Annotated in this window: 15 protein-coding genes and 3 pseudogenes; 14 read left to right on the forward strand and 4 right to left on the reverse strand. The window is 31.7% G+C overall.

Annotated features, from left to right (window positions below; all coding sequences use genetic code 11):
- The first annotated feature begins 9 nt into the window (after positions 1–9).
- The 13 genes and pseudogenes from RDY04_RS00800 to RDY04_RS00850 all read left to right on the forward strand — a co-directional run bounded on the left by RDY04_RS00800 (position 10) and on the right by RDY04_RS00850 (position 16,130).
- Positions 10–2,268: an AAA family ATPase gene (locus RDY04_RS00800; protein ID WP_303952783.1), complete on the forward strand. Its 2,259-nt coding sequence runs from the start codon at positions 10–12 to the stop codon at positions 2,266–2,268.
- A 3-nt stretch (positions 2,269–2,271) separates the two neighbouring features.
- Positions 2,272–4,290: a UvrD-helicase domain-containing protein gene (locus RDY04_RS00805; protein WP_303952785.1), complete on the forward strand. Its 2,019-nt coding sequence runs from the start codon at positions 2,272–2,274 to the stop codon at positions 4,288–4,290.
- Between the two features lie 332 nt (positions 4,291–4,622).
- Entirely contained in the window at positions 4,623–4,982 is a 360-nt protein-coding gene (locus tag RDY04_RS00810) for an SAG1252 family conjugative relaxosome accessory protein (RefSeq protein ID WP_003093349.1), read from the forward strand.
- 9 nt (positions 4,983–4,991) lie between these two features.
- Positions 4,992–5,357, forward strand: a complete 366-nt coding sequence (locus RDY04_RS00815) for a MobC family plasmid mobilization relaxosome protein (RefSeq protein ID WP_303952790.1) — start codon at positions 4,992–4,994, stop codon at positions 5,355–5,357.
- Positions 5,344–7,224: an SAG1250 family conjugative relaxase gene (locus RDY04_RS00820; protein ID WP_303952792.1), complete on the forward strand. Its 1,881-nt coding sequence runs from the start codon at positions 5,344–5,346 to the stop codon at positions 7,222–7,224. The genes RDY04_RS00815 and RDY04_RS00820 overlap by 14 nt, the downstream gene beginning before the upstream one ends.
- A 224-nt stretch (positions 7,225–7,448) precedes the next feature.
- A complete protein-coding gene (locus RDY04_RS00825; protein WP_302683607.1) occupies positions 7,449–8,132 on the forward strand; it encodes a serine protease in 684 nt (227 codons plus the stop codon).
- Between the two features lie 15 nt (positions 8,133–8,147).
- Positions 8,148–10,709 carry a class III lanthionine synthetase LanKC gene (lanKC, locus tag RDY04_RS00830; RefSeq protein WP_303952796.1) on the forward strand — a complete coding sequence of 854 codons (2,562 nt, stop codon included), beginning with the start codon at positions 8,148–8,150 and terminating at the stop codon, positions 10,707–10,709.
- Positions 10,710–10,837: 128 nt separating this feature from the next.
- A complete protein-coding gene (locus RDY04_RS09505; protein ID WP_201448057.1) occupies positions 10,838–10,957 on the forward strand; it encodes a class III lanthipeptide in 120 nt (39 codons plus the stop codon).
- Positions 10,958–11,016: 59 nt separating this feature from the next.
- Complete coding sequence (locus tag RDY04_RS09510) at positions 11,017–11,130, forward strand: class III lanthipeptide (protein WP_369683903.1); 114 nt, start codon at positions 11,017–11,019, stop codon at positions 11,128–11,130.
- 89 nt (positions 11,131–11,219) lie between these two features.
- Positions 11,220–12,944, forward strand: coding sequence for an ABC transporter ATP-binding protein (locus tag RDY04_RS00835; protein ID WP_303952798.1), 1,725 nt, complete (start codon positions 11,220–11,222; stop codon positions 12,942–12,944).
- A 1,078-nt stretch (positions 12,945–14,022) separates the two neighbouring features.
- Positions 14,023–14,250: a helix-turn-helix transcriptional regulator gene (locus RDY04_RS00840; protein WP_021145509.1), complete on the forward strand. Its 228-nt coding sequence runs from the start codon at positions 14,023–14,025 to the stop codon at positions 14,248–14,250.
- Entirely contained in the window at positions 14,240–14,692 is a 453-nt protein-coding gene (locus RDY04_RS00845) for a hypothetical protein (protein WP_303952803.1), read from the forward strand. The genes RDY04_RS00840 and RDY04_RS00845 overlap by 11 nt, the downstream gene beginning before the upstream one ends.
- 188 nt (positions 14,693–14,880) lie before the next feature.
- Positions 14,881–16,130: pseudogene (locus RDY04_RS00850) on the forward strand (ISL3 family transposase).
- A 132-nt stretch (positions 16,131–16,262) separates the two neighbouring features.
- Here RDY04_RS00850 and RDY04_RS00855 read toward each other — a convergent pair.
- The 4 genes and pseudogenes from RDY04_RS00855 to RDY04_RS00865 all read right to left on the reverse strand — a co-directional run.
- The gene (locus RDY04_RS00855; RefSeq protein WP_303952805.1) at positions 16,263–16,400 is read right to left on the reverse strand and encodes a class III lanthipeptide; all 138 of its coding nucleotides are present in this window, start codon (positions 16,398–16,400) and stop codon (positions 16,263–16,265) included.
- Between the two features lie 58 nt (positions 16,401–16,458).
- On the reverse strand, positions 16,459–16,578 hold the full coding sequence (locus RDY04_RS09515; protein WP_369683904.1) for a class III lanthipeptide: 120 nt from the start codon (positions 16,576–16,578) through the stop codon (positions 16,459–16,461).
- Positions 16,579–17,052: 474 nt separating this feature from the next.
- Positions 17,053–17,247 (reverse strand): annotated as a pseudogene (locus tag RDY04_RS00860) (hypothetical protein); the annotation flags it as partial.
- Between the two features lie 33 nt (positions 17,248–17,280).
- Positions 17,281–18,537, reverse strand: a pseudogene (locus RDY04_RS00865) (ISL3 family transposase); the annotation flags it as partial.
- Between the two features lie 850 nt (positions 18,538–19,387).
- On the opposite strand from RDY04_RS00865, the gene RDY04_RS00870 reads away from it, so the two are divergent.
- Entirely contained in the window at positions 19,388–19,591 is a 204-nt protein-coding gene (locus tag RDY04_RS00870; RefSeq protein ID WP_303952808.1) for a helix-turn-helix domain-containing protein, read from the forward strand.
- Position 19,592: the final 1 nt, after the last annotated feature.

The raw sequence follows: 19,592 nt of genomic DNA on the forward strand, positions 1-19,592 counted from the left end.
AGATATGGAATGTATTTAAAAAGTTTATCAATAAAAAATTATAGAAAATATGGCGAAAAAGAACAAACCATCAACTTCGCTCATAGTAAATGGCCAGAAAAGACAGATGATGAAAGTGAATCAAAAAAAATAGATATAACAGAACAGTATATATCAAAAAGTTCATCATTAATTGTAGGAAAAAATAATTCTGGTAAAAGTACAATAGTAAAATTATTAAATACTCTCCAAAATACCAAGTCAGGTAGTCGAAATATTTTTAAGTATACAGATTTTAATTTAAAAATGTTGTCAGATTGGTATCAAGAGAATATTGAGAGTAAATCTGAAGAAGAGATAAAAAAACTTGATAAGTTTCCGTTTCTGGAGTTTCAACTAGTATTAGGAATTGATGATGAAAATGATTTGATTTCAAGTTTCGAAGATATATTAGTAGTAAGTGGTATAAAAACAGTAGAAACTCAAGAAAACCAAGATATTGCGGAAGTAACTATAGATATTAAGTATGAAGTGGCGGATGAGAAATCTTTTAGAGAAGAGCTTATTAAACTAAAAAATAGTAATTCAGAAACAGATAATCAGCAAGATAAAAATATCGTTTATAAAAAAGAGATTCAATATCGACAATTTTTAGGTTTATTTAGCAGTAATTATTTTGTATTAAATTTTTATCCTATAGGAAGAGAGGAGCCTGCTAAAGAATTTTCTCTATCTTCATTACTAAAGGTTGAAACAATAGAGGCAAATACGGTTAAAAATGACAAGACACTTTCGCAAGCTTACAATAAAATAGTCTCAACTTATATAAAAAATAATGATATAACTACAATTGATAAATTAGTTGGTGATATTAATTATCAAGTGAAGGATATGGTTGATACCAATATCAAGAATATTCTTCAGAGTGCAGTATCAAGCATTGAATCAACTAAGAATTTAAAGATGAATTTACATCCAGATGTAACTTTAGAGAAGATTTTTGCAAATAGTATTATCTATGAGTATCAAGAGGGAAATAATAATATACCTGAAAGCCAGTTTGGTATGGGCTATACAAATTTGATGGTTATTATTGCAAAGATTGTTGATTACATTGAATTATACAGCAAGAAAGATATTAATGGTTCAGTAAATATTCTCTGTATTGAGGAGCCAGAGTCATTTATGCATCCACAGATGCAAGAGCTATTTATAAAGAATATTTCAAAAGCAATCGCTACCTTATTAGGTAAAAAACAGCAGCTAGATACATTTCAAATTATTATTACGACTCACTCAACACATATTTTGAACAGTAAGATTCAATCAGGAAATACACTTAATAATATTAGTTATCTAGGTCAAGCAGGAGCAAATAATATTATAAAAAACATAAGTGATGACGCAATAGTATCTGGAAGAGGTATTGACAAAAAAGCTTATGAATATATCAAGAAATATTTAAGGCTAGAGGTATCAGATATTTTCTTTGCTGATGCAGTCATTTTAGTTGAGGGTGTTTCAGAAGAAACCTATTTAAGATATGAAATTGATAAGCATCCAATATTGAAAAATCATCATATTAAAGTTTATAGAATTGATGGAGCTTATGCTCACCAGTTTATTAGTTTATTAGATTTGTTAGAAATCAAAACGGTTATTTTTACAGATTTGGATCTAAAAAGATCTGAAGATGAAAAGAAAATTGAAATAAAGAGTAAAGTTTTTGAAGATCCTAGTGATTTTGATATTATTCCTTCAAATATTGATGATTTAGAAGGAAAATATGGAGAAATGGGAAGTTCTTTGACCACTAATGGTACTTTACAGTATTTTATAAAAACAGAATTAAATGATGAAAATGCTAAATTTGGTGAAATTAATAGCAAGATAATTGACATGCTAACTGATAAAGAAGAATTGATTGTTGAGTATAAAAATATTTCCGTATATTCTCAAGGTAAAATCAACCGATACTATGCTACTAGCTTTGAGGAAGCAATTATTTTAACAAATGCTAAAAACAGTGAAGGTAGCCATAAAAATAAACAATCACTAATTAAACTTCTACAATTTGTTCATCCAAAGAAGAAATATTTTGGAGATATTGATGAATCTTCAGAAATAGCAGATAAGTCTTATATGTATCAAGCTCAATTATCTGATGGGAAATCAAAGTTTTCTACTGGAATTATATATTTATCTTTAACTGATGATGAGTTTAACCTTAAACAACCTAAGTATATTGAATCAGGTTTGAAATTGCTTTGTGATTATTTTGAGGAGTAACTAATGGCATTTACAATTAATCCAGAAAATAAACAATTAGAGATTGATATTCAGCAAGAAATTAATGAATGTTTAGATAATTTTGAGAGCTTTTGTTTTGATGCTGGTGCTGGTGCCGGAAAAACCTATGCACTTCAAAAATCAATTGAGCATATTTTAAAGTCGGAGGGGGAAATTTTAAAGTTAAGTAATCAAAAAATCTTGTGTATTACTTATACTAATGCTGCAAAAAATGAGATTCTTGATCGACTTGGAAAAAATTCTTCGGTGGTAGTATCTACCATTCATGAATTTCTTTGGGGGTTTATTGTTCTTCAGCAAGAACTACTGACTGAAGAACATAAAAATAAAATAAAAGGTGAACTCGAAAAAATTGAACAAAAAATAAATGGAAATTCTCTTTCTAGCAATGTGGAACAGAATGAATTTCGAGAGCGTATCTGTGATGAAGATTTTCTAAAAGTATTTTATAGTGTATCTAGTAGTCCTGCTAAAACTTTCAAAGAAGTGATTAAAGGTTTTGATGAATACTTTAGTCCATATCTAAGTAGTGTTAAGAGCTTTAGAGATTTTGTTAAGGATATTAATAAAAAGTATAAGCTTGGAATTACACTGAAGGAGATTGAAGATAAAAAATCTAAAAAAGTTATTTATAATCCTGTTCAGAACAGAGATAAACTTGAAAATTATGTTATTAGCCATGATACATTATTGCTTTACTGTGAGAATATCATTACGAGTCAGAATTTATTAAAGAGATTATTTTCAGATAGATATCCATATGTATTAGTTGATGAGTATCAGGATACGGATGAAAAAGTTGTCAATATTATTGATAGTATAAGAGAGTACTCAAATTCTAAGCAGAACTTTGTGGTAGGTTTTTTTGGAGACTCCTTACAAAATATTTACGGTTCAGGAGTGGGTGTTCTGCCAAATAAAGAAGAATATAAGAGTATAGAAAAAATATTCAATCACCGCTCTTCTAGTCAAATAGTAGAGTTGATTGAAAAAATTAGGAATGACAATTTTGGTCAACAATCTATATATACTGATTTTGATAATGGTTCTTATAATTTTTATGTCGCAGATGATAATTTTGATTTAGATATTTTTTTACAGGAAAATAGCTTGATTAATAATACAGCCTGTCTTTTAATGAAAAATGATGATATTTCGAAGGCTCGAGGATTTGATGAACTATTATCTGCATTGAAAAAGTTTCCTCGATTTAGTGGAGGTAACTATGAAAATGTAACCAATGAATTTTTGCAGACGAATTTACAGCAGATGGGATGGTTTTTAAGAGATGTTTTAACTTTCATAGACTTTATTCAAAAATCATCAGATCCTAATTCAACTGTTAAGGAAATTGTTCAGTTTATAGCATCGTCTAAATCAACACTAACATTTGGTAATATGAAACAGTTTATTGGTAGTTTGAGAGAAATCAGTTTGTCAACTTTGACAATTGGTGAATGTATTAATGGAATAGTTAATATTCAAGAACCAATCTCAGGTGAAGAGATTTTAAGAAAAATATTCTTGATAGATGAAACCTCTGAAAACGTTTTATTGGCTATTAAAAATAAAGCGTATAGTTATTTTTACTATGCCCGAGATTTGGAGGAGGACTCCGAAAGTGAACTGTCAGTTATTGAAGAATTTTTTGGGCTAGATGTTTCTCAATTTATCAAGTGGTATAAATATATTTTTGATGACCTTAAAGATGAGGGGATTAGCTACTATACATTACATGGTTCAAAAGGCTTAGAATTTGATAATGTAGTTGTTGTGTTACAGGATAATTTTGCTAAGAAAAAGGATTATTGTAAATATTTTTTTGAAAATTATGATAATCGAACTGATGATGTTAATCGGTTTAATGAAATTCGTAATCTTCTTTATGTAGCATGTTCAAGAGCAAAAATAAATCTTCATGTGGTTTATATTGCTGAAATACAAGAAAACATATTAGCAAATATTGAGAGTATTTTTGGTAAGGTCCAAAATTTAATATAATCTAAATTTTTCCGAGAGCTATCCAGCTCTCTTTTTTCTTACACTCTTTTTCATGCTGTGATAACTTTTCCAAATCATCCTTGTTATTCTAATATCATTCCTAAGAAAATCAAGTCTTGATTTTTCACTGGGGGTTTGGGGGCGAAGCCACCAAGTTATCTTATCGTTGGTTGTCAAAACTGGAAGGTTTTGATCGGCTGGCGATATGATTTTTTGGGTATTGTGACCACAATGCCTGAGCTCGCAAAGACCGAACAAGGACTTTAAGAAATTTCCCGTATGACACACGGGGTCGGGGGTTACCCGAGAAAGGATGAAAGTGAGGGAAAGAGATGTCTGAACAGTACCGTGACATTCGAAAAGAGGTAAATCTAACCGCAGATGAGCTAAAACAGATTGAAAAAATGATGGAGGTTGATAATTATCGTCATTTTTCACCATTCGTCAGAGATAAAATTTTGATGATTGATGGTAAACAGTTAGCTACCAAAGAGTGGTTTTCCCTTTGGCAGTCTCAGAAGTTTGAACAAATTAGTCGAGATGTGCATGAAGTTCTAGTTGTCGCAAGAGAGAATCACCAAGTGACTCAAGAACACGTGTCAATCTTATTGACCTGTGTTCAAGAATTGATTGCGGAAGTTAATCAAGCCCAGCCACTCAGTCGTGAGTTTCGTGAAAAATACATGAGATAGGAGGCTACTATGGTTTATCGTTATCGTACCAATCTCAAAAAAGTATTTCTAACAGATTCAGAGTTACATCAATTGAATGAGCGAATTGCTAAGAGTAATTGTCAAAATTTCTCAGTCTATGCTAGGAAAGTATTGCTTAATCCAAACATGTCTATTGTCACAATTAACACGGATATCTATGAGCAGTTGGTTTTTGAATTGAGGCGGATTGGAAATAATATCAATCAAATTGCGCGTGCTATTAACCAAAGCTATCTGATTTCTCAGGAACAGTTACAAGAATTGAGTAAGGGAGTTAGTGAGTTGATTACTGGAGTAGAGAAAGAATTTCAAGTGGAGGTGAAAAGACTGAAGGAGTTTCATGGTAGTCACTAAGCACTTTGCAACACATGGTAAAAAATATCGCAGGCGTTTGATTAAGTATATTCTCAATCCAGATAAAACAGACAATTTGAAATTAGTATCTGATTTTGGCATGAGCAATTATTTGGACTTCCCTAGTCATGCAGAAATGGTAGAGATGTACAATGTTAACTTTACCAATAATGACAAGTTGTATGAATCCAGAAATGATCGACAGGAAAAACACCAACAAAATATTCATGCTCATCACGTCATTCAATCATTTTCTCCTGAGGATAATTTAACACCAGAAGAAATCAATCGGATTGGTTATGAGACCATGATGGAATTAACAGGAGGTCGCTTTAAGTTTATCGTAGCAACTCATACAGACAAAGATCATGTCCACAACCATATCTTAATCAATGCCATAGACAGTAATTCAGATAAAAAGTTGATGTGGAATTATGCTTTGGAGCGAAACCTACGTATGATTTCAGACCGTATTTCTAAAATGGCGGGGGCAAAAATTATCGAGAAGCGTTACTCGTATCGTGACTATCAAAAATATAGGCGGTCTAGTCATAAATTTGAATTGAAGCAGCGTCTTTATTTTTTGATGCAGCAGTCAAAGTCCTTTGATGATTTTTTAGAAAAAGCAGAGCAATTACATGTTCACATTGATTTTAGTCAGAAGCATAGTCGCTTCATGATGATGGATAGAGCAATGGCTAAACCAATCCGAGGGCGTCAACTTAGTAAACGAGATTTATATGATGAAGTTTTTTTTAGAACGCATTTTGCCAAGATAGAAATTGAAAGTCGGCTAGAATTTCTTTTGGAGCGTGTCAATTCATTAGAGGAGCTATTATTAAAAGCAAAAGAATTCAATCTAACAATTGACTTTAAACAAAAAAATGTGGTCTTTACTCTTGAAGAAAATGGCAAGCAGATAAGTCTGAGTCATAAAAAAATAAGTGAGAAAAAGTTGTATGATGTTGCCTTTTTTCAGAATTATTTTGAAGATAAGGAGTTGGTGTCCTCAGAAGTAGTTGAAAGTCTTCGAGAACAATATCATACTTTTCAAGAAGAACGTGATAAGGAGAAGGTATCTACTGAAGAAATTGAGGAAGTTTTTGAGGAATTTAAGGAAAAGAGAGATGCCGTTCATGAATTTGAAGTGGAACTTACAGAACACCAAATTGAGAAGTTAGTTGATGAGGGGATTTATATCAAGGTGTCTTTTGGTATTAAGCAGAGTGGTCTTGTTTTTATTCCCAACTATCAACTAGATATTATGGAAGAAGACAATCAGAAAAAATATAAAGTTTATATTCGTGAGACAACTTCATACTTTGTCTATAACAAAGAATACTCGGATAAGAATCAGTACATCAAAGGGCGAACCTTGATTAGACAGTTGACCAATGATAGTCGGATGATACCATACAGAAGGCCAACAGTTGAAAGTTTACAGAAAAAGATTACTGAGATTAACCTCTTGATGGAGTTAACTGATACAGATAAGAAGTATCAGGACGTTAAAGACGACCTGATCTCAGAAATAGCAGAGCTAGACATAGTATTAAATCAAACCAATGAAAAAATCGCCACCTTAAACAAGATAGCGGAAGTGCTTATCAATCTAAAGAGTGAAAATCCTAGTAGTCGAAAATTAGCAAGATATGATTTTTCAAAACTGAATTTAACAGAATCAATGTCATTAGAGCAGCTGAATGAAGAAATAAGAGTATTGCAAGGGAAGTTAGGTCATTATCTTGATGAGTATGAGGATGTTGTAAGAAGGTTGGAAACATTTAGAAAGATATTAAATAGGCAAGGGTTAAAGTGGAGAAACGGTCATGATAGAGAAGTTTACAAATATGAAATAATTGATTAATTTCTTTATATAGCATATAGCTTCCAACAAATACATAAAGAAAATTTTGTTTTAGATAGATTGTGTTCATTATAAATTTATTAGATAAGAGGGGGATTGCTAAATAATAATAATGGAGAAAAATTTTTGATGAGTTTACTGTATATATAGTTTCTTCTTGATTGAATAATGGCAAAAAAATGTTATAATAAGGAAAGTAAGCGTTTTCTTTTACGGAGGAGAGTATGCGTGAAAAGATCGAGATGTATATTGGAATTCTTTCATATAGAGGGATAGGTAACGGAAGGCAAAAGGGAACAGGCTGTATTTTCCACTATAAGGAGAGATGGATTTTAGCAACAGCAGCACACTGTGTTTATAACATAGATGAAGATACATTCTATACAGATTTTAAATTTACTCAGCCAAGTAGTAATAAGGAATATATCCTTGGTGATGTTTTTTTACATAAATTTTGGCCGAGTTTATATGCACCAGAATACGATATTGCTTTTTTTAATATCAACTGTGCTGATAGTTTTTCAAATTTGGATAGGATGTATTTGACACCATGTTTTGCACCTTTAGTTGATAAGAAATTTATGATTGTTGGGTTTCCTGGAAAAATAATATTCAGAAATAAATTATATATAAAGAAAGATAATAATGGAATTAGTGATAGCTTATATTCCTCGAATTTAATAGGAATAAGAACTAATAAAAAGGAAGGTATGTCGGGAGGACCATTAATATGTCAAAATAAAGATGGTTTGAATATTGTTGGGACGATTAGCTTGTCTTTTGTATCAGAAAAGGGAATTTTGTGGTGCGCACCATGGAATAAAGATTTCGAAATCATTCTTGATTTTCTTACAGGAGATAAAAAAGTAGAACCAGAATTTATGGTAATTCATAGCTGGAAATCATAGAAGTGGAGGAAAACGATGGATTTACGGTATGAAATGTATTTAACCCCAAATTATAAATTTTATAAGCGAGCAGGAGAGGCTAACAAAAAGAAGACTTTGCTTCATGTGGAAAATTTGCCAGAGGGATGGTATTCAAAAATTGATAAAGAAAAGCACTGGCACTATTGTGGTCCATTTGGGATTCCTATACCTCCACAAGGCTGGAAAATACATATTAGTTCCACATTAGAAAACACACAAAAGACACTAGACATTGTATCAAACATATTAATTTCTAGGAATACTCATTTTAAATTTGTAATGAGCACATGGGATTTGTTTGTAAAAAATTCAAAATATGGTGATAGAAGTGCTTCAGGAAAATTTATTACTATATATCCTGCGACAGATTATTTATTTTATACTTTACTTGATGAATTAAATGAAGCACTTTCTGGATTGGAAAACGGAGCTTATATATTAAATGATAATCGTTGGTTCTTCGGAAATGTATACTTTAGATACGGTGGTTTTTTAGAAATGCATACTCGAGAGGGACAATCTGGTATAATTAATGAATATGGAGAAATCATACCAGATCAACGTATCCCTGGATATGTAGTTCCTTCCTTTGTTGAAGTCCCGGAGAAATTAAAGTTGATGGAATTGGAAAAAGAAAGTAGGTCTTTGGATGCAAGTAGATTAGATGCTTATAATATATATGAGGCTATGCATTTTAGTAATGGAGGTGGAGTTTATAAAGCAACTATTATATCTTCTGGAAAAAAAGTGATAATAAAGGAAGGGAGACCAGAAGCGGGTCTAGATAGTACAGGAAAAGACGGATTTAAAAGATTGTCGACGGAATTTGATACTCTGTCTAAATTGTCAGAGGTTGATGAAGTTGTGGATGTATATGAATATTTTAAAGCATGGGAGAATGTTTATTTGGTTGAGGAAGTAGTGAACGGTATACCTCTTCAATCTTGGATTGCTCAGCATTATCCGTTTAATGGTTCGGAGGAAAAAAAGCAAACTTATCTTCACAAGGTGTTGGATATCACGGAAAAAATAAAGATTGGTTTACAAAAAATACATAATAAACATATTGGAATAGGAGATTTATCACCATCTAATATACTAATTAACAATGATACATTGGAAATCAAGTTTATTGATTTTGAAACTGCCGGGCCAATTAATGATGAGTATTCTCCAAGTTTAGCTACTCCGGGATTTGTTTCAAAGTACTCTAAAACACGTAAACAATCAGACTGGTATAGCTTCTATAGAATTGTATATTCTATGTTAGTTCCAATTGCTCCAATTCAAGATATTGAAATTAAAAATGAAAGAAAAATGGACAAATGGATTTTAATAACATTTGGTAGAGATGCATACGATTACGTTACTACTTTAAAAAAACTTCTTCCGTTAGCTAAGAGTATGTATAATTCTGATAATCAAGACAATCATCAGGAGTATGACTTAGAAAATTTAATATTAAAAGTTCGTCAAGGGATAGTGTCGCACCTACAACCTCGTAAAAAGCAGTTGATTCCGGGGGATATAAGACAATTTGAATATCCGGGAGGAATATATAATGTTTTAACCGGTGGTTTTGGGGTAGTGATGTCATTGATTAGGACTGGAAAAACTCCCCCTTCCATTAAAGAATGGGCACTTAGATATTCAAAAGAAAAGTATTTATCTGAATTAGATTATGGACTTTTTTCTGGGAAATCAGGAATTGCTTGTATCTTATTTGAGTTAGGAGAGATTCAACGTTCAAAGGAAATTATAGATTCAATTAATATTTCAGACGAAACTTCAGATATTACCATCATGACTGGTCTATCTGGGATTGGACTTGCATTTTTATCATTTTACTCTTCGTTAAATGACACCGCTTACTTGGAGAAGGCGATTAATGTTGCTGGTATAATTAAAAAAGTATTTAGTAGCAATGTTGATATCTATTCTAAAGATCCTGATTTCTTTTCTAAAGGATTATTTGATGGATGGAGTGGAGCTACGATTTTTTTCAATGCTTTGTATACAGTGACTAGAAATAAAGAGTGGCTTAACTATGCTGAGGACATGATGAGTAGAGAACTAGATAGTTGTACCTTAGATGACGAGGGAATTCTGCATATAGAGGATGAGCAAAGGCTGCTTCCATATTTAGCAGGTGGAGGAGTAGGTGTTGCAATCGCTCTACTTTCTCTCGCAAAGCAGACAAACAATGAATTTTACTTTAAAAAGTTTGAACAAACTTTACCATTGTCTTCGACAATTTGTTGCTATAATAGTGGGTTATTTAGGGGATACGCTGGTTTTTTACTTTTTTCTTCCCTTATCGAACAAGAGTATGGTATAATAGACGATAAGAAAACGCTAACATTGCTTAATACCATGCAGATGTATGTGATAGATACAGGACAAGAAGTAATGCTTCCTGGTGACTACGGTTATAGGTTATCGGGAGACTTATTTTCAGGTGCTTCGGGTGTCCTTCTTGCTCTAGAAGCGATTAGAGGAAGAAGTTGGAAAAATTGGTTTCCTTTGATCCCTGAAACACTAGATTTATTACTCTAATGGAAGAGTTTCAAAATTTATTGAGATATTATATTTTATATAATATAGGGTATTTTTAAGTAAATCATTATTTTTATAGTGGATAACTTTTAGGACGGTTTAACTGTAATTTGAAAAGGAGAATGAACATGAAAAACATTTTGTCTTTACAACAACTTAAGGTAAAGGAAAACACGAAATTAATGGCTAAATCATCAAAGAGTACAAACTGTAAAAACAGTAGTCATGCTAGCTGGTTTATTTGTTAATTAGATTTTCCGATAAGATTAATTCTCATTTTTATCTTAACTTTACAGGAGGGGTTTTAATGAAGAAAATATTATCTTTACAACAATTAAAGAAAACAGGCAACACTAGAGCTAAATCTAGCATGAGTTTAAATTGTCGAATGAGTAGTAATAATAGTTGGTTTTTCTGCTAAAATAATTTTATAAAAATTTACCTATTAATACCCTAGCTAGCCTTGAAAATTTTTCAAGGCTAGCTGTATAGTCTAGAGAGTGTGAATTTATGAGAAAAAACAAAAATTTAGACATCTTGTTCTTGAAGAAATATATGCCCAGTAGTTTGTATCTTTTCTTTTTAAGCTTGTTAGTATTTACTGGTACTATCTTATCTTTAAGTATTCCAATTTTTATTATGAAATTAATTGATAACATGAAAAATGGACTTAATGGTACTGATATAATACTAGTTATTTCACTATTCATTATGGAATTATGTTTCACTGCATTCTCATTTTATTTTATAAATAAAACATCAGAGAAAATTGTGAGGCAAATACGAGAAGAGATATGGTATCACATTTTGAATTTACCTATTTCGTATTTTGATAAAAACCGTTCAGGGGCTGTTGTAACAAATATTATTCATGACACTGAGGAAATATCAGAATTTTTAAATAGTCAAGTTAGTTCTTTTTTTACTAATATTGTAACAATTATTGGATCGATTATAATACTTTTAGTATTAGATTGGAAATTAGCAATATTATTAGGTATTGCTGTTCCTATAGCTGTTTTAATTACTAGCTATTTTGGAAATCAAGAATACATTCTTGCTATGAGATATAGAGAGAGTATTTCAAATTTGCAAAATAATCTAACCTCGACTCTTTCAAAAATTAGGTTAGTAAAATCAACTACCTCAGAGGAGGCGGAACTTCGAAAAGAGAGTGAACTGTTTAGCTCTTTGTATAATGTTGGGGTTCGAGAAGGTAAAATACTAGGTATTCTTTCTCCTATATCGTCAATGGTTGTTATGTTACTCCTAGTTATAACATTTGGCTATGGAACATATCGAATATCAAATGGAACATTGTCAAACGGAGCATTGGTTGCGAGTATAGTGTATTTATTTCAATTAGCTGATCCTTTCTCACAAATTATTTCTTTTTTCACTAACTTTCAAAAATTTAGAGCTTCAGTAAAAAAGATACGCGAGTTACTTTTGGAGCCTTTAGAAAAGAGTTATTTTCCAGAAGCTAATAATAGCATTAATACATATAGGGATGGATTGTTTTTTGATGATGTTGAGTTTTCTTATGGTGAAAATGAAAAGACAATATTTAATGGTATAAATTATGAATTTCAACTATTTAAAACAACAGCAATTATTGGAGTTAGTGGCGCTGGAAAAACAACCATATTTTCACTGATTGAAAGATTCTATACTTCAACTAATGGAAGGATTTTTTTTCAGAATAAAGATATAACAAGTATTCCGTTAAAAAAGTGGAGGAGTAAAATTGCCTATTTATCACAAGATATTGATCTATCATTTGGGTCATTGTTAGAAAATTTAACTTATGGCATATCAGACTACTCTATGGATGAGGTAAATAAGTTAGTAGAACAATTTGATCTAAAATCTTTTGTTGATAATTTAGAATATGGCTATAATACTATTGTTGGAGAGAAGGGAATAACTCTTTCGGGAGGACAAAGACAACGTATTGCTCTTATTAGAGCAATATTAAAGGATGCTGATATATATTTACTTGATGAGCCAACATCAGCTTTGGACACTCACACAGAAAAATTAGTTCAAATTACTTTAGAGAAATATTTGAAAGGAAAGACTGTTCTAGTTATTGCGCACAGATTGAAGACTATAACTGCTGCAGATGAAATTGTTATATTGAATAATAAAGTAATCGAGTATCACGGAAAGCATAGTGAGTTAAAAAAATCTTGCAATCTGTATAATCAATTATTAGAAGATAGTGTACACTAAAATTAAGTTTAAAGATGAGTTGAAAATAGTAGATTTAAGCTAAAAGAACTCAAAACCTGATAGGTGTGAGGGGGTTATCGTTTAATTTATACTTTTTTGTTAAAGATAAGAAAAAGAGGAAGTAATCGGATGGAAAAAAGTATAAATGACTAGTATGTATCTCTTCTGTCAATTAATTAATTAATTAATTACTTCTAATATTCTTTTTGGAGGGAGTGTTCTATTTTTGTTTTTACATTTGGCATCTCAAAGCTATACCAGTATTTAGAATAGCTTTGAGATGCTTTTTATGTGACTTTCAGTTCGTTTCGCTCCGGAGGTGCGAAATAAATAAACCACCACCCACTATATGTAATTACATACCAAAACGGGGGTATGATTTTCTGGATAATACTCATATAAAAAATAAATAGTTATGCACTGATTTGATCGAATATTGGCTATTATTTTTATGTCCAAATAATATTTAAAAATAATTGATGCAAATGAATTATTGTGATACAATAATTTCAGAAAGGTAATTATTGTATCACAATAATAAAGGTGTTTTTTATGAATAAATTCTTAAAAATAATTAGCTATATTCTATCCCTTGTGCGATATGTCGTTTGGTTCGTCGGTTTGCTATTACTAGTGGGTGTAGCGGGAATTTTCTTCGGAGGACAGAGAAGTCATGGAAACTTTATATTTGATTATGGGAATATTATAATCAAAGTTCCAATTATTTTTCCTTTGTTGATCCTTTTTATGACAATAGCTATATGCTTTATAACTATAAAACTATTAAAGATTTGGAGCATATTACTTTTATATTTTAGCAACAATATATATTTTAATACTAAAAATTTAAAATATATAAAAAACTCTTTCCTATTTTTGCTTAGTTTAACAATTTTTCAATTATTAATAAACCTAATCATTAATTACTTGAACACAGCTAATGTTAGTGGATTATTTGATTTTTCAATAAAAAACTATTTAGTTAACGTATTGTTCTTGATATTGAATTATTTATTGATTATCATATTTAAAAAAGGAGAACATATACAAAAAGAAAACGAGGAGATAATTTGATGATATGGAAGAAATTAAGATAAAATTAGATGAAGTGATTAAGTCTAGGAACATTACATCTAAAGAATTAGCTAAAAGGATTGATATCACCGAAGCAAATTTATCAATTTTAAAGACTGGTAAAGCTAAGGGAATACGGTTTTTGACACTGTTGAATATTTGTAGAGAACTCAATTGTCAACCTGGTGATATTTTTGAATATAATAAAAGGAGTAATGATAATGAAAAATAAAAAGATACTGATGACTCTGGTTAGTTTTTTAGTCTCATTAACACTTATATCATGTGGTCTAGGAATTAAAGATACAGTGCAAGATGTTACATCAGAAATCCATCGAGAATCTTCCAAAGAAGATACTGAAGGTTTAGGGATAAAACAAGTATTAGAACAAAAAAATGGTGAAAAAATGGATATAGCTATTAAGGATTTTACTGGTTATATTTACGTAATGAGCACAAAAGAAAATATTGAATCAATTAGAAAGTCAGAATTTAACCTCAATAATGATTCTTTTAAAAATATTAGAAAAGAATCTGAGCATGATTTCAATATTCGCTATAATAGTAAAACATATTTTTCGGTAAAACAGATAAAAGTTGAATCAGTTAGTTCAGTGAAGATTTATTCAAATTACTCAGGAAATAATTTATTGGTTTTAAGAAAAGAAAAATGATAAGAAACAACTTAAGTTTGACCTATATCGATCTTACAGTTAGTAATCAAAAAGGGCCTCAACTATTGGCTCTATAATTTCTATAGTGGGTAAAACCACTGTAGAGATTATAGAGCTTTTTAAGTGTACACAAAAAGTCCCATAAGAACTATAATGAAAAGCAACCAAACCATCATTAGGAAGAACTTATGAGACTTATTAAGAATACCACAGAATTAATCGGAATTAAAGACCAAAATATCAAGATTTCACTTGTTTTTGAAACTGACACTCATATCGAGATTCAAGCAAAACTCGATTACCCTGCACCATTATGTCCTCATTGCCATGGAAAGATGATCAAGTACGACTTTCAAAAGCCTTCTAAAATCCCTCTTCTTGAGCAAGCCGGAACTCCAACACTACTACGTCTGAAAAAACGTCGTTTCCAGTGTAAAAGTTGTAGACGAGTCATGGTAGCTGAGACATCTATCGTTGAGAAAAACTGCCAAATCTCTAATCTGGTCCGACAAAAGGTTACACAACTCCTAACTGAGAAGGTGTCACTAACTGATATTGCCAGAAGGTTTCGTGTGTAGACGTCCACTGTCTATCGTAAGCTTGACCAGTTCACTTTCAAGAAACATTATGACAAACTTCCAGCTATAATGTCCTGGGATGAGTTTGGGTTCAAGAAAGGGAAATTGGCTTTTGTGGCGCAGAATTATGAGACAAACGAACTCATAACCATCCTTGATAATCGCCGCCAAACCACTATACGAAACTACTTTTTGAAGTAACCATTGAAAGCTCGCCAACAGGTGCAGTTTATCACGATGGATATGTCTGGGGCTTATATTCCACTAGCCAAAAAACTTTTTCCAAACGCTAAAATCGTTCTTGATCGTTTCCACATTATCCAGCACCTTGGTAGAGCATTTTTAAAGACTAGAATTGCAACCATGAACCAGTTCGATAAGAAGTCACTACCTTATCGAGCTTTAAAAAATCACTGGAAACTCTTCCAAAAGGACAGCCGTAAGTTATATTGTAAATCATTTCACTAGAAGACCTTTGGTCAAACCTTAACTCCACATGAACTCGTTGAGAAAACACTGAATTTCTCAGAAGAACTAACCGACTACTATACACTTTATCAGCTTTTGCTTTTTCACTTTCAGGAGAAGAGAGTAGATGAGTTCTTTGAGCTGATAGAGGAGAACATGAGCAAGGTCAATCACTACTTTCAAACGGTCTTTAGGACTTTTATTAGACACAAACAATACATCCAGAATGCGCTAGAAACAGACTATTCAAACGCGAAACTGGAGGCTACCAACAAGTTGATTAAAGACATCAAACGGTTGGGCTTCGGTTTTAGAAACTTCATCAACTTTAAGAAACGTGTCTTCATCACTCTGAACATAAAAAAAGAGAAGACCTATCAGGTCCTCTCTAGATGTTAGCTTTTCGTCACCCACTACAGTTGACAAAGAGCCCAACTATTCCGAATAAATTACTCAGAATAGTTGAGAAACCCATAAAATTCAAAACTAATATAATAATATATGTAGAAGTAGCTTTATACTTTCTATTTAGTTGTTGTTTTAACACATAAAAATAGACTAATGGAACTTTGCTTTTTACACATTACACTGAGATTAGAAGCATTACAAAATTTTGCTTGTTCAGTGGAAACCATAGTTTGCAAAGATAATACTTTCTTCATTAAATCCCTCCTATAAAGTTAAGATAAAAATGAGAATTAATCTTATCGGGAAATTTGATTAACAAATAAACCAACTAGCATGACTACTGTTCTTACAGTTTATGCTTTTTGATGATTTAGCCATTAATTTTGTGTTTTCCTTTACTTTGAGTTGTTGTAAAGATAAAATGTTTTTCATGTTCGTTCTCCTTTTTAATTATAGTTAAGCTACCTTATTTATCTATTATAATAGTATTGACTTCCTTAAAAATATTGAGTTAGTGAGAAAATTCAACTTGAAGATATCCAGAATTGAATGATATTGACATTCTTTCACAAAATAACCCAAAACACTCATTTATTGTTCTTTCCGTTGGATTGGAATAATTTGATAAACAAGATCTTATAAAATAAAAATCTTGTTTTCTAAGACTCCTATATAGTTTATCAAAAGAATTATTATAATAACAAATTTGATGTTTCGGAAATGAGAGAAAGTCAAATTATCTAATTTTTTCCAAAATTAAATCTAAATCAAGGAAAATACATGGAGTACATAAAATAAGTCATCAGGCACCCTATATAAGAGTCTCTAAGAAACTTTATTTCTTGTTTTGTATTTATCGTATTCAAATAAATGTGTCAAGATATGTTAGCGCTTTCTCTTAATCTATTATACCATACTATTGTTCAATACGAGAAGTAAAAAGAAATGAAAAGTACATTTATGTATAAAGAAAATGGCAAATTTCAACTCCAAGTTAGCCAATTTGTAAAAACTTAGGAGATCATAAACTAGTATTTTTTTTGGATAGTTGTTTATCCAGTTTTCAATGAACGCGACTTGTTTAGAAGTCGTTTTTCTGCTCCTTGTCAACTGTAGTGGGTTGATGAAAAGTCATAACCTGGAGAGAACCAAAGCGTTTCTCTCTTTTTATGTTCAAAGCGATAAGGATTCTTAATTTGAAGTTGTCAAAGTTCCGGAAACCAAAGGCATTTCGTTTGATGATTTTGATAAGACTGTTGGTTGCCTCAAGTTCGGCGTTTGAATATGGGAGTTCAAGGGCATTGATCATTTTGTCCATGTCTTTCAAAAATGTTTTAAAATCCTTCTGCAATGCAGGATGTACAATAGGAAGGTTCTCCTCAATGAGCTCGAAGAAATGGTCAGCTTGTTTATCTTGAAAGTGAGAGAGTAAGAGTTGATAGAGTTCATAGTGTTCACGGAGTTCTTGAGAGTAAGAAAGTAGTTTTTCTAGAATCTCTTTGTTGGTCAAGTGCATCCGAAAAGTCGGACGGTAAAATCGTTTATCGCTGAGTTTACGGCTCTCTTGTTGAATGAGTTTTCAGTAACGTTTTAGTGCCTTATATTTGTGCGACTTTCTATCAAACTGATTCATGATCTGGATTCGCAGACGGCTCAAGGCACGACTCATATGTTGGACGATATGAAAACGATTCAGAGCGATTTTAGCGTTTGGAAATAGTTTTCTATCAATATCGTAGTAGGGGCTAAACATGTCCATCGTGATGACTTTGATCCGGTTTCTAACTTGTCCGCAATCGCACAGGAAATGATTACGAATAGTTGTCTGTGTTCTACCATCAAGGATGGCTAGAATGTTTTGCAAGTCGAAATCCTGAGCGATGAAGCTCATCTTGCCTTTCTTGAAGCTGCACTCATCCCAAGATATGTGAGTTGGAAGGAAAGATCAACCTGTCTTGAATTTGAATTCTTTCAATTTACGAATGACTGTCGAAGTAGATACAGATAAACTTTCGTCGATAGCAGTCATAGAAAGCTTCTCAATCAGCTTTTGAGCAATTTTGTGGTTGACAATAGGCGCAGGTATCTGATGATTCTTCTTGACTAGAGAAGTCTCAGCGACAGCCATTTTTCTGCAATTTTGACAGCGGAAACGACGTTTTTTCAAACGAATGAGAGTCTTGTAACCCGCACATTCCAGATAGGGAATTTTAGATTCTTTTTTGAGGTCATACCTAGCCATCTGGTCACGGCAGTTGTGGTATTTAGGAGCTGGATAATTTAGCTTAGCGATGACTTCTTTATGAGTTTCAGCATCCACACATAGTCTGAAATAGTGATGTTCTTGTCTTTTATTCCGAGTAAGTTTGTGATAAGATTTAATTGTTTCATAAGACTCTTTCTAATGATGATTTGGTCGCTTTTCATTATAGGTCTTATGGGACTTTTTTTCTACAACAAAATAGGCTCCATAATTCTTAAAGTGGTTTTACCCCCTACAGAAATTATAGAGCTCGTTTTTCTTGTGCCTTTTGACGAGCAACGATGGATGATTTTATTGTAGTTCTTGTTTGTGCCACTTTCCCAAGAAGAATAAGGGTGGGCGTAATATCGGTAGGCAGGCAGATATTATTTGGAATTCCTCGCGAAAGAATTATTACTATGGTTTTAAAGCTCACATGTTAGTCATCATGTCGGACAATATTGTGGAAGAGCTAAGAGATGCTTTGGCACGAAAGGGAGATTAGTTCTGGGCTCCCTTCCCTGTAAGAATATGACAATTGCGAGAAAACACAATAAGTGGGAACTATTGAAAGCTAGATGGATAACTGAAACACGATTTTCACTCCTCTGTACTGTGTTTGATATAGAACATTCTCTGGCTAGAAGTTAGGCTGGGATAGAATTATGGATGGAACGAATTATATTTACTCACAATTTGTGCTACTCTTTTCTAGTATCAGAGATATAGCATATATTTTCGATAAAGAATCTTTTTACATAACGCTTCGCTGTCTGAAAGTTATATTTGTTCATATGTTTGACATAAATGAAAATATTTAGTTTTAGCGTAAAATTTGTGATTTTTATAGATATTGTTGAATTTTTAATTAAGAAGACGCAGTTAGTGGCCTTGTTTATGTTTATCGTTCTAAAGAATTTTAAATTAATTTATGCATATTTCGCATAAAATTCTGATTTTTATTATCTCCGAATTACAATAATAGTAAGAGGATTGTTAATGTATATCAGATTAAAAAATTTAAGAGAGGACAAAGATTTGTCACAAAGTCAGATTGCGGAATATCTTCGTTGTTCACAGTCTGCTTATTCTAGAATAGAAAGTGGTAAGCAAGATATCCCTACCTTATTTTTGAAACAATTAGCTAAATTATATCAGGTAACTACAGATTATATTTTAGAGATGGATAAATTTAGTCGTTAAT

The sequence above is a fragment of the uncultured Streptococcus sp. genome (assembly GCF_902463925.1).
Lineage (GTDB): Bacteria > Bacillota > Bacilli > Lactobacillales > Streptococcaceae > Streptococcus.